This window comes from Billgrantia antri (assembly GCF_017868935.1).
Taxonomy (GTDB): domain Bacteria; phylum Pseudomonadota; class Gammaproteobacteria; order Pseudomonadales; family Halomonadaceae; genus Halomonas; species Halomonas antri.
The window spans coordinates 818310-832465 of the sequence record NZ_CP053383.1; the positions used below are offsets into that span (position 1 = coordinate 818310).

Annotated in this window: 11 protein-coding genes; 8 read left to right on the top strand and 3 right to left on the bottom strand. The window is 65.3% G+C overall.

Annotation, left to right across the window (positions count from 1 at the left end):
* Window positions 1-56 precede the first annotated feature (56 nt).
* Together trpA and trpB are read right to left on the bottom strand one after the other, a co-directional pair.
* Window positions 57-902, bottom strand: coding sequence for a tryptophan synthase subunit alpha (gene trpA / locus HNO53_RS03915; protein ID WP_209476426.1), 846 nt, complete (start codon window positions 900-902; stop codon window positions 57-59).
* Window positions 899-2104 carry a tryptophan synthase subunit beta gene (trpB, locus tag HNO53_RS03920; protein WP_209476428.1) on the bottom strand — a complete coding sequence of 402 codons (1206 nt, stop codon included), beginning with the start codon at window positions 2102-2104 and terminating at the stop codon, window positions 899-901. Before trpB ends, trpA begins: the two co-directional genes overlap by 4 nt.
* Before the next feature lie 104 nt (window positions 2105-2208).
* Between trpB and HNO53_RS03925 the strand changes: the two genes are divergently transcribed.
* Both HNO53_RS03925 and HNO53_RS03930 read left to right on the top strand, forming a co-directional pair.
* The gene (locus HNO53_RS03925; protein ID WP_209476430.1) at window positions 2209-3117 is read left to right on the top strand and encodes a LysR family transcriptional regulator; all 909 of its coding nucleotides are present in this window, start codon (window positions 2209-2211) and stop codon (window positions 3115-3117) included.
* Between the two features lie 76 nt (window positions 3118-3193).
* On the top strand, window positions 3194-7531 hold the full coding sequence (locus HNO53_RS03930) for a DEAD/DEAH box helicase (RefSeq protein WP_209476432.1): 4338 nt from the start codon (window positions 3194-3196) through the stop codon (window positions 7529-7531).
* A gap of 3 nt (window positions 7532-7534) precedes the next feature.
* Here the strand turns inward: HNO53_RS03930 and HNO53_RS03935 are convergent, their stop codons facing one another.
* Window positions 7535-7693, bottom strand: a complete 159-nt coding sequence (locus tag HNO53_RS03935) for a hypothetical protein (RefSeq protein ID WP_209476434.1) — start codon at window positions 7691-7693, stop codon at window positions 7535-7537.
* 575 nt (window positions 7694-8268) lie between these two features.
* On the opposite strand from HNO53_RS03935, the gene HNO53_RS03940 reads away from it, so the two are divergent.
* The 6 genes from HNO53_RS03940 (at window position 8269) to HNO53_RS03965 (ending at window position 14135) form a co-directional block, all read left to right on the top strand.
* The gene (locus tag HNO53_RS03940) at window positions 8269-9378 is read left to right on the top strand and encodes a TRAP transporter substrate-binding protein (RefSeq protein WP_209476436.1); all 1110 of its coding nucleotides are present in this window, start codon (window positions 8269-8271) and stop codon (window positions 9376-9378) included.
* A gap of 121 nt (window positions 9379-9499) precedes the next feature.
* Window positions 9500-10024, top strand: coding sequence for a TRAP transporter small permease subunit (locus HNO53_RS03945; protein WP_209476437.1), 525 nt, complete (start codon window positions 9500-9502; stop codon window positions 10022-10024).
* Window positions 10025-10027: 3 nt separating this feature from the next.
* Entirely contained in the window at window positions 10028-11353 is a 1326-nt protein-coding gene (locus HNO53_RS03950) for a TRAP transporter large permease (protein ID WP_209476439.1), read from the top strand.
* A 111-nt stretch (window positions 11354-11464) separates the two neighbouring features.
* Window positions 11465-12898 (top strand): cache domain-containing protein, encoded by a 1434-nt coding sequence (locus HNO53_RS03955; protein WP_209476441.1) that lies wholly within the window; start codon window positions 11465-11467, stop codon window positions 12896-12898.
* Complete coding sequence (locus tag HNO53_RS03960; protein WP_242597535.1) at window positions 12864-13487, top strand: response regulator transcription factor; 624 nt, start codon at window positions 12864-12866, stop codon at window positions 13485-13487. Before HNO53_RS03955 ends, HNO53_RS03960 begins: the two co-directional genes overlap by 35 nt.
* Window positions 13488-13586: 99 nt before the next feature.
* Window positions 13587-14135, top strand: coding sequence for an NADPH-dependent FMN reductase (locus tag HNO53_RS03965; protein WP_209476443.1), 549 nt, complete (start codon window positions 13587-13589; stop codon window positions 14133-14135).
* Window positions 14136-14156: the final 21 nt, after the last annotated feature.

The following is a 14156-nucleotide window of genomic DNA, read 5'->3' on the forward strand; positions in this document are numbered from 1 at the left end:
TGCGTCTAGGGTGCGTACCTGTGAAAAGTCCCTCACCGTCGCTGCTCGCTTACCTACTACAATTTGCCCGCTCGACGCACGCCTGCGGCCAGCTCACGCACCACGCCATGAACGGCCTCGATGGTGCCATGTCGAGTCTCAGCGCTTTCGATGGCCTCCACCAGGGCCGAGCCGACCACCACGGCATCGCTGAATCGGCCGATCGCTTGCGCCTCTGCCGCAGAGCGAATACCGAAACCGACGGCAATCGGCAGATGGCTGTGCTCGCGCAGTTGACCCACCATGCGCTCGACGTCGTGTAGTACGGGTTCGCGTCCCCCCGTGACACCGTTCATCGAAACGCAATACAGAAAGCCTGAGGCATTCTCCAGCACCCGTGGCAGCCGCTTGACATCGGTGGTCGGTGTGGCGAGGCGGATGAAGTCGACACCATGTCGCTTGGCCGGCAGGCATAGCTCGTCGTCATGCTCGGGCGGCAGGTCGACCACGATCAGGCCGTCGACACCGGCGCGGGCAGCATCCTCGAGGAAGCGCTCCACGCCGTAGCGGTGTATGGGGTTGTAGTAGCCCATCAGCACCAGCGGCGTTTGCGAATCCCGTTGGCGGAAGGCGTGCACCAACTCGAGCGTCCGGGCCATCGTTTGCCCGCCCTCCAGGGCGCGTAGCGCTGCCTTCTGGATCGTGGGGCCGTCGGCCATGGGATCGCTGAACGGCATGCCGATCTCGATCACGTCGGCACCTGCCGCGGGCAGCCCCTGGAGGATCTCCAGCGAGGTCTCGAAGTCAGGGTCGCCGGCAGTGACGTAGGTTACCAGGGCCGGCCTTTTTTCCGCCTTGAGCGCGGCAAAGCATTCATCGAGGCGAGTGGCGGCGTTCACGGGGTTCTCCTTGGCGGTGTTCATTGGACGTTCTCTCCCAGGTGTTGGGCGACGCTCATCATGTCCTTGTCGCCGCGTCCGCTCAGGTTGACCACCAGGAGGTGATCGCGGGGCAGCGACGGCGCGCGCTTGGCGACCTCGGCCAGGGCATGGGCCGATTCGAGCGCGGGAATGATCCCCTCCTGACGACAGCAGAGCTGGAATGCCGCAAGCGCTTCGTCGTCGCTGATCGAGACGTAATCGACGCGCCCTTGCTCATGCAGCCAGGCATGCTCCGGGCCGATGCCGGGATAATCGAGCCCGGCCGATATCGAGTGGGCATCGGCGATCTGGCCATCGTCGTCCTGCAACAGGTAGGTGCGATTGCCATGCAGTACGCCGGGCGCGCCGCCGGTGAGGCTCGCCGCGTGCATGCCGGTGTCGATGCCCTTGCCGCCGGCCTCGACGCCGATCATCGCGACCGATTCATCGGCGAGGAAGGGGTGGAACAGTCCCATGGCGTTGGAGCCGCCACCGATGCAGGCGACGAGAGAGTCGGGTAGGCGCCCCTCCTTCTCGAGGATCTGGGTGCGGGTCTCGCGTCCGATCACCGCCTGGAAGTCACGCACCATGGCGGGATAGGGATGCGGTCCGGCTACGGTACCGATGATGTAGAAGGTGTCATCGACGTTGGTCACCCAGTCGCGCAGCGCCTCGTTCATCGCATCCTTGAGCGTGCCGGTACCCGTCGTGACCGGAATGACCTCGGCGCCCAGCAGCTTCATGCGAAACACGTTGGGCTGCTGGCGTTCGATATCGGCCGCGCCCATGTAGACGACACAGGGCATGCCGAAGCGTGCCGCCACGGTGGCGGTGGCGACGCCATGCATGCCGGCACCCGTTTCGGCGATGATACGGGTCTTGCCCATGCGCTTGGCGAGCAGGATCTGGCCGATGCAGTTGTTGATCTTGTGAGCTCCAGTATGGTTGAGCTCTTCGCGCTTGAGATAGATCCGGGCGCCGCCAAGGTGCTCGGTAAGACGCTCGGCGAAGTAGAGCGGGCTGGGCCGGCCAACGTAATCGCGCTGGAAGTAGGCGAGCTGGCGCTGGAATTCGCTGTCCTGCCGGGCCGTATCGTATTCGGCCTGAAGCTCGCTAATCAGCGGCATCAACGTCTCGGGGACGAAGCGGCCGCCGAAACGGCCGAACATGCCATGGGCATCGGGCTGCATCGAAAGGTCGGTCATGAGGTGCCTCGAAGGTTCAGGGAGCTTTCGACGAAGCTAGCGCAGACAGGTGGGGCGAAAAATCGATAAGATCGCCGCTATATGTGAGCCAGGATCACAGATCGATGCTTAACACCATGCCTTCCCTCAGCGCCCTGCGCGCTTTCGAGGCCACCGCGCGGTTGGGTAGCGTCACGGCCGCGGCGAATGAACTCAGCGTGACTCACGGCGCGGTCAGCCGACAGTTGCGGAGCCTGGAAGAGCACTTCGGCGTGGCGCTGTTCACCAAGGCGGGGCGCGGCCTGCAGCTCACCAGTCACGGGGAGCGGCTGCAGCACGGCGTTGGCGAGGCGTTCCTGCGCCTGCGAGACAGCTGCACGCAGTTGAAGCGTGACGTCGAGGCGGCGCCGTTCATCCTGGCCTGTCCGGGTAGCCTGCTGGCACGCTGGCTCATTCCGCGACTCGATCGCCTTCATGGTGCGCTGCCGGAACTCAAGCTGCATGTCGTCGCCAGCGAGAGCGAAGCTACCCCGGGAAAGGACGAAGTAAGCGCAACGCTGACGTTTGCGGAACCGCCATGGCCGGCCGACCTGGAGGTGGTCGAGTTGGCCGCGGAACACATCGGCGCGGTGGTGAGCCCGCAGCTGGCCGCTCGGCCCGATCCGCAGCGGCCAGCGACGCTGTTTGACGCCAAGCTGCTGCATACCGCTTCGCGGCCACAGGCCTGGCCACACTGGGCGCGTGCGCATGGCCTCGATGCGGCGCGTCTCGACCGGGCGCTGGCCGCAGGGCAGGGCTTCGATCATCTCTATTATCTGCTCGAGGCAGCAGTGGCCGGATTGGGGGTGGCGATAGCGCCCCGGCTGTTGGTTGAGGACGAGCTGCGTCAGGGACGGCTGATCGCGCCCTGGGGCTTCGTCGAGACGCCCGCCCGGCTGTGTCTGTGGCTTTCCCCCACGGACAATCGACGCTGTAGCGCTCGGCTGATCAAATGGCTCGAGAGTGAGCTAGACGCCACGCTCTCGTCACGGTAACAGGCGTTCGCCTCGGGAACATCGCGTATCTCCCTGTACTCGATTACGTTGTAGAAAAGCGATTTCCGGAGCGCCCATGCCGCTCGATGCCTTTCATTCCGCCGTCAGCGACTGGTTTGCACGCGACCTCGGTGCGCCCACCGAGGTGCAGGCGCGCGCCTGGCCGGCCATCGGCGCGGGCGGCCATGTGCTGATCGCCGCGCCCACCGGCTCGGGCAAGACCCTGGCGGCCTTTCTCGCCGCTATCGATGGCCTGGTGCAGCGTGGGCTCGACAGCGAGCTGCCTGACGAGACGGTGGTGCTCTACGTCTCGCCGCTGCGAGCGCTCTCCAACGACATCCAGCGCAACCTGCAATTGCCCATTGCCGGCATCGGCGAGGCGCTGACGGTGAATGGGCAAAAAGCACCGGAGATTCGCGCCTGGGTGCGCACCGGCGATACCACCTCGTCGGAGCGTGAGCGCATGCGCAAGCGCCCGCCGCACATCGTGGTCACCACGCCGGAGTCGCTCTACGTGCTGCTGACGTCCGATTCGGGGCGACGGATGCTGTCGACTGTGCGCACGGTGATCGTCGACGAGATCCATGCGGTGGCCGGCACCAAGCGCGGCTCGCACCTGGCGCTGTCGCTGGAGCGGCTGGCCGGATTGACGGAGCGCCCGCCGCAGCGCATCGGGCTCTCGGCGACGCAGAAGCCGGTCGAGGCGGTGGCGGCGTTCCTCACCGGCGACAGCAAGTGCACCATCGTTGACACCGGCCATGTGCGCGAGCGCGACCTGGCCATCGAAGTCTCCGGTTCGCCGCTGACTGCCATCATGGCCAACGAGGTGTGGGAGGAGGTCTACGACCGCCTCGCAGAACTGGTGAAAGAACACCGTACCACGCTGATCTTCGCCAATACCCGGCGGGTCTGCGAGCGGGTGGCGCGCCACCTGGCCGACCGCCTCGGCGAGGCATGGGTGACCTCACACCACGGCAGCCTGGCTCGCGAACACCGCCTGGAAGCCGAGCAGCGCTTGAAGCAGGGCGAACTGCGTGCGCTGGTGGCCACCGCCTCGCTGGAACTGGGCATCGACATCGGCGAGGTGGACTTGGTCTGCCAGCTCGGCTCGCCGCGTTCGATGTCGGCCTTCCTGCAGCGGGTCGGGCGCTCCGGTCATGGCGTGGGGCGCGTGCCCAAGGGGCGGCTGTTTCCGCTAACCCGCGATGATCTGGTCGAGTGCGCCGCGCTGATGGGGGCAGTGCAGGCCGGTGAGCTGGATCGGCTGCATATTCCCGAGGGACCCCTCGACGTGCTGGCCCAGCAGGTCGTCGCCGAGGTCGCCGGGGCGGGCGAGACCGACGAGGCAGAGCTGTTTGAACGGATACGAGCGGCCTGGCCCTATCGAGAGCTGAGCGCGGAGCGCTTCGATGCGGTGGTGCAGATGCTCGCCGACGGCTACACCACACGCCGCGGGCGTCGTGGCGCCTACCTGCATCGCGACCGGGTCAACGGCCGCCTGCGCCCGCGGCGCAATGCGCGGCTGGTGGCGCTGACCAACGGCGGGGCGATTCCCGACCACTTCGACTACGACGTGATCCTGCAGCCCGAGGAGCTCCGCGTCGGCACCGTCAACGAGGATTTCGCCTTCGAGAGCATGCCGGGCGACATCTTCCAGCTCGGTAACCAGGCCTATCGCATCCTCAAGCTCGCCACCGGCAAGCTCTACGTCGAGGATGCCCGCGGGGCGCCGCCGAGCATTCCGTTCTGGTTCGGCGAGGCGCCGGCGCGCACGGCAGAGCTCTCGCAGGCGGTCTCGCGGCTGCGCGAGGGTGTCGACCGACAGCTGGCCGCTGGCGACGAGAGCGATGCCCAAGCGTGGCTGGAAGCCGAGTACGGCCTCACGCCGGCTGCGGCCGAGCAGTTGGTGCGCTACCTCGCCGTGGCGCGTGCGGCGCTGGGCGTGATTCCCAGCCAGCACCATCTGGTGCTGGAGCGCTTCTTCGACGAGGCCGGCGACATGCACCTGGTGCTGCACTCGCCGTTCGGCTCCAAGCTCAACCGCGCCTGGGGATTGGCGCTGCGCAAGCGCTTCTGCCGCAAGTTCAACTTCGAGCTGCAGGCAGCGGCGCTGGAGGACAGCATCGTGCTGTCGCTGGGGCCCACCCACAGCTTCCCCCTCGACGAGGTGTGGAGCTATCTCAGCAGCAAGACGGTGCGCGAGGTGCTGATTCAGGCGCTGCTCGACGCGCCGATGTTCGGCCTGCGCTGGCGCTGGAACGCCTCGGTGGGACTCGCCGTGCCGCGTACCCGCAACGGCAGGCGGCGCCCGCCGCAGCTGCAGCGCCAGGACTCAGAGGATCTGCTCTCGGTGGTCTTTCCCGACCAGCTCGCCTGCGCCGAGAACTTGGCCGGCGCGCGCGAGCTGCCCGATCACCCTCTGGTGGACCAGACCCTGCACGACTGTCTGACCGAGGCCATGGACATCGATAGCCTGGAGTGCCTGCTGCTGCACCTGGAAGCCGGCGAGATCGCCGTCAGCGGGTGCGACCTGGCGGTACCTTCGCCGCTCTCCGAGGAGGTGGTCAACGCGCGCCCCTACGCCTTCCTCGACGACGGTGCCCAGGAGGAGCGGCGCACCCTCAGCGTGCGCACCGGCGGCGCGCTCGACGTGGCCGAGGCCGCCGCTTCGGCACGCTATGCTCCCGAGGTGGTCGCCCGGGTGCGCGAAGAGGCATGGCCTGCGCCGCGCGATGCCGACGAGCTGCACGACGCGCTGGTCGTGAGCGGCTTCATCGCCATGCACGAGGCCGAAGAAGAGTGGCGGCCCTGGTTTGATGCTCTCGCCCGGGACAGGCGTGCCGCGGTCGTCGTGCCACCCGACGGCGAGCCGCTGTGGACGGCAGCGGAGCGCCTTGGCGAGCTGCTGGCGCTCCACCCCGGGGCAGGCATCGAGCTGCCCATCGAGGCGGCGGGCGAGGGGCCGGAAACCCCAGACGAGGCGCTGACCGAGCTGCTGCGCTCACGGCTCGAGACGCTGGGGCCGGTCACGGCGGCTAGTCTGGCCGCGCCTTTCGGTATATCGCTGGAGCGCTGCATGGCGGCGATGGCGCGCCTGGAGGTCGAGGGCTTCGTGCTGCAAGGGGCTTTCCTCGGCGGCAGCCAGGTGGCCTGGTGCGAGCGGCGCCTGCTGGCGCGCATGCATCGCTACGCCATCGACCGCCGGCGCGCCGAGATCGAGCCGGTGAGCATCCAGCACTACCTGCGCTTCCTGCTCGACTGGCACGGTCTGAGCGAGCGGCCGGAAGGCCCGGAGGCGCTGGCCGCGGCGGTGGAGCGGCTGGAGGGCTTTCCCGTGGCTGCGGGCGCCTGGGAGAGCGACGTGCTGCCGGCGCGGGTGGCTGATTTCTCGCCGCACATGCTCGACCAGCTGCTCGCCAGCGGGCGCTTCATCTGGCTGCGCCTGCTGCCACCCAGAATCGCCGAGGGCGACGAGCGCCAGCGCCCGGGCCCGCTGCGCAATACTCCCATCGCGCTCATCGAGCGCCAGGCGTTGCACGACTGGCGTCAGGCGGCGCCGGCACCCGATGTCGGCGAGCTGCCGCTCTCCGGCGGGGCGCGCCGGGTGCTGGAGGCGTTGCAGGGCGGCGGGGCGATGTTCTTCGCCGATCTCATGGGCCCCACGCGTATGCTGCGTACCCAGATCGAAGAGGCGTTGGGCGAGCTGGCCTCGTGGGGCCTGATCACCTCCGACAGCTTCACCGGCCTGCGGGCGCTGATCGCCCCAGCCAGCAAGCGACCGCCCATTGCCGCGAGCGGGCGCAGGCGCAGGCGGCATGCCCCGGGAGTGGACGCTGCCGGGCGCTGGTCGTGGCTACCCGCTCCCGAGCGTGAATCGCCAATCGAGAGGCGTCGTATCACTACCGACATGGAGAGCCTTGAGCATATCGCCTGGGTGTTGCTGGAGCGCTATGGGGTGGTGTTCCGCCGCGTGATCGAGCGCGAACCAGCTTTGCCGCCGTGGCGCGAGCTGCTCTACGTCTACCGCCGCCTGGAGGCGCGCGGCGAGATTCGCGGCGGGCGCTTCGTGCAGCAGTTTGCCGGCGAGCAGTTCGCCCTGGCCGGGGCGGTAGGGGGGCTCAAGGCCATGCGGCGCCGCGAGCCGGACGGCACCCGCGTGGTGGTGGCGGCCGCCGATCCGCTCAACCTGGTGGGGATCCTTACGCCCGGTCAGCGGTTGCCTGCCGTCTCGGGCAATCGCCTGCTCTATCGCGATGGGGTGCCGCAGGCGGTACTGCAGAACGGCGAGGTGCACTTTCTCGAGACGCTGCCCGCCGAGGCGAAGTGGCAGGTGCAGCAACTGCTGCGGCGTGGCCCCGGCATGGAAAAGCCCCCGACACCGGAGGTGCCGGGGGCTGCGATATCAGTGCGTTGACGCTCAGTCGTGCCGTGTGCGATTCCGATAAGGATCGCGCTCATGCTCCTCGATACGCACTTCCTTGCGAACGGGGTGCCTCTGTTTCTCGCTCGCAGCATAGGCCAGAGCCAATAGCGCCACTGCGGCCACGCTCACGGTCAGCATTTCGATGATACCCATGCGCATGTCCTCCTGCGGGTGAATGGGGCGACCCTCGGGACCTCACTGTCCCTACGAGAGGCGTGCCTGTCACTTGAGGGTGGCAGCTTTCTCGCCGGCCGACAAATGCTTTGACCCGAAGGCGTGGACTAAGTTTTAACGCTTCGCTAGAAAAAACCGGCTCGACGCCTCGCATGGGGGTGTTGCTAGCCGTCGACCCGAAGCGAGGCCTCAGCGAACGGCCCTTCCCGTGTTGCTTCTGTCGAGGCGCGCTGCTTGAGTTCATGATGATGTCTTGCGGCTCCGTATCGCCATTGCTTTTTTGACGGATTTAGTGAAATATATTTCCAAGTATATACTTCTGGCTAATATCCCGGGCGGTTTTACGTAGTTCTACGGAGGAATTAAGCGTATGAATAACTAAGGGATTGCTGCAGAAAAATTTACGCAACCCTCCGGATTTATTTTACTTCCCTCCGTTTTATTCTCCCCGGGTCAGTTCGCTGACCAGCTCAAGATTCACTCATTAAAATAAACAAGGGCGTGGATCGACCGCTTCTTGAAGAGTCATCGAGCCCGCCGGGAGAACGTATTTCATGAGCGTCAACAGGCGTAATTTCCTCAAGTACGGCAGTGCCGCCGCGGTGGGTACCGTGATGGCACCAAGCATCGTCAAGGCCCAGGAGACTTTCAACTGGCGCATGACCACCAGTTGGCCTTCGGGCTTTCCTTTCTTCCAGTCGGGGCCGGGGTCCGCCACGGACTTTGCCAAGCGAGTCGAGGACATGTCGGGTGGCCGCATCCGAATTCGCGTCTACGGTGCCGGTGAACTGATCCCCGCCTTCGATGGCTTCGATGCCGTTTCGCGGGGTCAGCAGGTGCAGCTCAACCATGCCTGCTCCTACTACTGGGCCGGGGAGTCGTTTGCCGCCCAGTACTTCACCACCGTGCCGTTCGGCATGACCTTCCAGGGCTTCAATGCCTGGCTGGCGCATGGCGGCGGCTACGAGCTGTGGAAGGAAACCTACGAGCCCTACAACCTGATTCCGCTGGCCGTGGGCTGTACCGGGGCGCAGCCGGTGGGATGGTTCCGCGAGCCGGTCACCAGCGTGGAGGACTTCCGTGGCCTGAACATCCGCATGCCGGGGCTCGCCGGCGACGTCTACAACGCCATCGGTGCCAATGCCCGCCTGTTGCCCGGCGGCGAGATATTCTCGGCCCTGGAACGTGGCGCCATCGATGCGGCGGAGTGGGTGGGGCCCTATCTCGACCGCGCGCTGGGGCTGCACAACGCGGCCAAGCACTACTACTCCTCGGGCTGGCACGAACCCTCCACCACCACCGAGGTGATCGTCAGCAAGGAGGCCTACGACTCCTTGCCCAGCGACCTCCAGGCCGTGCTGCACAATGCGGCCGCAGCCTGCAACATCACCTCCCACACCTGGATCGAAGCGCAGAACGGCGAGGCCTTGGACGACCTGGTCAATAACCACGGCGTGGCGTTCGAGACGCTTCCCGACGACGTCATCCGGGCCCTGTTCGAGGCCACCCGCGACATTCTGGCGGCCGAGGCCGACAAGGACCCGCTGGTCAAGAAGATCAACGACAGCTTCTGGGCGTTCAAGAAGAAGCATGACGGCTGGCAGGCCAACAGCGAGGGCGTCTTCGCCAACACCATCAGCCGCTACGGCCAGGGCATGATCTGACCCGGCCCGACCCTCGGCTCCGGTCCCGTAGCCGAGGGGCTTTCCCGGACCTGCCTTTCAAAGGCGACCTCTACCTCGCTTCATACGTCCACCGGGGGCCAGCCCGGGGGAGGGAGATTGCATGCTGCGTTTCTGTACGTCACTCGAGCGCCTGCTCGAGCGCATCACCGGCCTGGCCGGCTTCATCGGCTGCACGGCCATGGTCATCATGATCGCACTGATCTTCGGCAACATGCTGAGTCGTTATGCCTTCGGCCTGGGTGCGGTGTGGGCCCAGGAGCTGGAGTGGTACCTACTGTCCGTCATGGCGATGATGGGCATTGCCTACGCCATGAAGTTCGACGATCACGTGCGTGTGGACATCCTGTCGAGCCGCTTCAGCCCGGTCGGCATGATGTGGTTGAACCTCATCACTGCCCTCCTGGTGGCGCTGCCCTGCGCACTGCTCATCATCCATTACAGCCTTCCCTTCGCCGAGACCTCGTTCCACCGCGGCGAGGGCTCACCCAATTCGTCCGGCCTGCCCTGGCGCTGGATTCCCAAGGCCCTGGTGGTGGTCGGCTTCGTCTTCGTGGCAACCGAATCGGTGCGCCAGGCGCTAGAGAACGGCAGGCGCCTCGTCCAACACTATGCTGGGAGGGCCTGACCCATGCCCTTGGAATATTACGCCCTGGCCATGATCGTGGCCTTCTTCGTGCTGGTGATGACCGGCATTCCGGTGGGCTTTGTGGTGGCCTTCGTCGGCTTCGTGTTCGGCTTCATCGGCTTCGACGGCTGGCTGTTCGAGCTGCTGCCCTCGCGGATCTACGGTGTCGTTTCCAACTACACCCTGCTGGCCATACCGCTGTTCGTGTTCATGGGCGTGATGCTGGAACGCTCGAAGATCGCCGAGCGCATGCTCGACGTGATCGGTCACCTGTGCGGCGGCCTGCCGGGCGGCATGGCCCTGGCGGTGATCATCGTGGGCGTGCTGCTGGGCGCGGCAACGGGCATCGTCGGCGCGGCCATCGTTACGCTGACCCTGATGGCTCTGCCCACCCTGGTGCGCCGCGGCTACAAGAAGACGGTAGCCTGCGGCACCATCTGTGCCGCCGGCACCCTGGGGCAGATCATTCCGCCCAGTCTGGTGCTGCTGGTGCTGGCCGATATCATGAACCTCTCCGTGGGCAGCCTGTTCGCCGCGGCCCTGGTGCCCGGCCTGCTGCTGGCCGGCATGTATCTGGCCTATCTGCTGGTGCTGGCCTTCTTCTTTTCCGCCGACGTTCCGGCCATCGACGAAGAGGAGCGCGCCGCCGTCAGCAAGAAGGAGCTGGGCAAGGACTTCGTCAAGGTCGTGGTGCCGCCGCTGCTGCTGATCTTCGCCGTGCTGGGCTCGATCATCGGCGGAGTAGCCGCACCCACGGAGGCGGCGTCGGTGGGGGCCGTGGGGGCGCTGGTGCTGACCGTCGTCTCCGGCCGCCTGACCCTGCCGGTGCTCTCCGATACCGTCAAGACCTCGCTGCGCATCAGCTGCATGATCTTCTTCGTGCTGATCGCCTCCCAAGTCTTCGCCCTGGCGTTCCGCGGGCTGGACGGCGAGTTTCTGATTGAGGCGATGTTCGAATGGGTACCGGGCGGCATGTACGGCACATTGATCTTCATGCTGCTGCTGATCTTCTTCCTGGGCTTCTTCCTCGAGTGGATCCAGATCTCCTATATCGCCGTGCCGCTGTTCCTGCCTTTCCTGGCAAGCCAGGGCGACATGTCCATGGTCTGGGTCGCCATCCTGATCGCTATGAACCTGCAGACGTCGTTTCTCACGCCGCCCTTCGGTTGGTCGCTGCTGTTCATGAAGGGCGTGGCGCCGCCGGGGATCACCACGGGCGATATCTACAAGGGCGCCGTTCCCTTCGTGCTGATTCAGCTCCTGGCACTGGCATTGATCATCGTCTTCCCCGACGTGGTGCTGTGGTTGCCGGCGGTGGTAGGATGGTAAGTCGCCTCGAGAGTTGACCCCGAGTTTGAAATCAGGCCCTGCCGAATCTCGTTCGTATCGAGTTCGGTGGGGCTTTCGGGCACACAATAATAATGAATCAGGTATACGCCAGTGTTCACGTTCAGAACCAAGCTGACACTGCTTACCTTGCTCCCTCTGTTGGTTCTCATCGCCGGTGTGACGGTATTCGCCATCCATCAGAGTGCACGATTGAGTGGGGTGCAGTCGGAAATACTCAAGGAGGGGTTGTTAGAAGCCAAGAAGGCGGAACTCAAGAACTACATGGAGCTCGCCTATACGGCGGTCCGTGATATCTATGAAGACCCATCCTTGCCCCGAGACGTGGCGCAACGCCGCGTGGCGGAGGCTTTCCATCGGATGGAGTATGGCTCCGATGGCTACTTCTTCGTCTATGACTACGACGGCCTGAGCATCGTCCATCCGCGGCTGGATCACCTGGTGGGCCAGAACCTGTGGGACTTTCGCGACGAGGACGGCAAGTTGTTGATCCAGAGTCTCGTCCAGCGCGCCCGGGAGGGCGGGGGTTATACCGAATACCGCTGGGACAAGCCGTCCGGCGGTGAATCGGTGCTCAAGCTGGGCTACTCCATCGGACTGGAAGACTGGGGCTGGATGGTCGGCACCGGCCTCTATCTGGATGACATCGAGCAGGTCGTCGGCCAGATGGAACAACATATGCTGGAGAATGCGCGCAGGACCATCCTGCTGATGGCGTTCTTCACCGTTTCCTGTCTGCTGGTCATTGCCGTGATAGGCCTTGCAGTCAACCTGAGCGAAGCCCGGGTGGCCAATCGCAAACTGGTCAAGATGGCCCAGAAGACCTTCGGCTTCCTGGAGAAGGAGCGTCGGCGGATCTCCCGCGAACTCCATGATGGTATCAATCAACTGCTGGTGTCGGCGCGCTTCAAGCTGGAGCGCATCGACGATGCCCTGGACCGGGGCGATCACCTCGATGCCTCCGCCGCCCTGGCGGCGACCGACCGTATCCTGGAGACGGGCATCCAGGACCTCCGCCGGCTGGCCTGCGACCTGCGCCCGAGCGTGCTCGACGACCTGGGCTTGGTCGCGGCTCTCGAAAGCCTCTGCTCGGAGCTGGCGGAGCGTCAGCCCGTCCGCATTCACTTCGAGTCGAACATCGACAGCCGGCATTGTCAGCCGGTGCTGGCGACGGCGCTGTATCGCATTACCCAGGAGAGCCTGCACAACATCGAGAAACACGCCGGTAAGGTGCGCGAGGTCAGGGTAAAGGTCCTGCGGCGTCGCAGCTGGGTGTATCTGGAGATCGCCGACGATGGCGAAGGCTTTGCCTGGCGTCCTGACCCGCACCGCGAACAGGACGGTAGCGGCATGGGGTTGCGCAACATTCAGGATCGCGTGGACCTGCTGGGGGGGCGCCTCACGATCGAGGCGGCACCCGGCAAGGGTGTGCGCATCAGGCTCAAGGTGCCGTTTCAGCGAGCCTCCAGCATGACGAGTGGGGAGAGAAGCGATGGAAAGGTCTATACGCGTACTTTTGGCGGATGACCATCCGCTGGTGCTGGAAGGGCTGAGGTACCGGCTGGAGGCGCAGCCGGGAATTGACCTGGTAGGCGTGGCGAGTTCCGGGCAGGAGCTGCTGACGCTGGCGCAGGAGTTGCGACCGGACGTGGTGGTTACGGATATCACCATGCCCGGCATTTCCGGTCTGGAAGCCTGCAAGATTCTGCAGGAGACCTGCCCCGGTATTCGGGTCCTGGTGCTGACCATGCACGACAACGAGGAGTACATTCGGCGCGCGGTGGCCTGCGGTGCCGCCGGCTATGTGCTCAAGGATGCCTCGGCGGAGGAGATGGTCTTCGCCCTGCGCGAGGTGGCGAGCGGACGCAGCCACTTCGGCTCCAGCGTCTCGCGGGTTCTGCTCGAGGAGAAGGAGGGGCGATTGACCCAGCGCGAAACCGACATCCTGAAGCTGATGTTCGAAGGCATGAGCAGCCGCGATATCGGCGAAGCACTGGCCATCAGCACGCGCACGGTCGAGTCGCACCGCAGCAACATCTATCGCAAGCTCAATACCAATTCCCTGGCGGGCCTGTTTCGCTACGCGATGCGACATGGGCTGGTCGAGCTTGAATAGCCAGATCCTATCGAAGCCATTGGTACGTCGATCTTTGACCTCAACCTTGCTTGAGGTCTTATCGTTCATCGCATCTTCACCCCGCAAGGAGAAATCGCGATGCGCGATACGATCAAGGTGGCCGTGATCTACGGCAGCGTGAGAGAAGGACGGCTCTGCGATACCGTGGGGCAGTGGGTCGTCGAGCAGGTCCAGCGCCGGGAGGCGTTCGCGCCGATTGTGATCGATCCCGCCGCCGAGGCCGACTCGGCATTCGCCGGACGCCTCGACGAAGCGGATGCCTTCATCGCGGTCACGCCCGAGTACAACCACTCCTACCCCGCCGCGCTCAAGGCATTGATCGATAGCTACAAGGCGGAGTGGCAGGCCAAGCCAGTGGCATTCGTTTCCTACGGTGGCGCCTCGGGTGGGCTGCGGGCGGTGGAGCACCTGCGCCATGTCTTCGCCGAACTCCACGCGGTAGGGATTCGCGATGGCGTGATGTTTCCCAGCGTCTGGGAGCAGTTCGATGAGCAGGGCCAGCCGCTTCAGGCACAGCGCTACGAGCGTGGCATGCAAACCCTGTTGGCGCGGCTCGCCTGGTGGGCTGAGACGCTGCGCGAAGGGCGCGCCGCACGCGACTATGCCCAGGCGGTGATGCTGGATTGAGTGGCATGAGGGGAGCCGGCG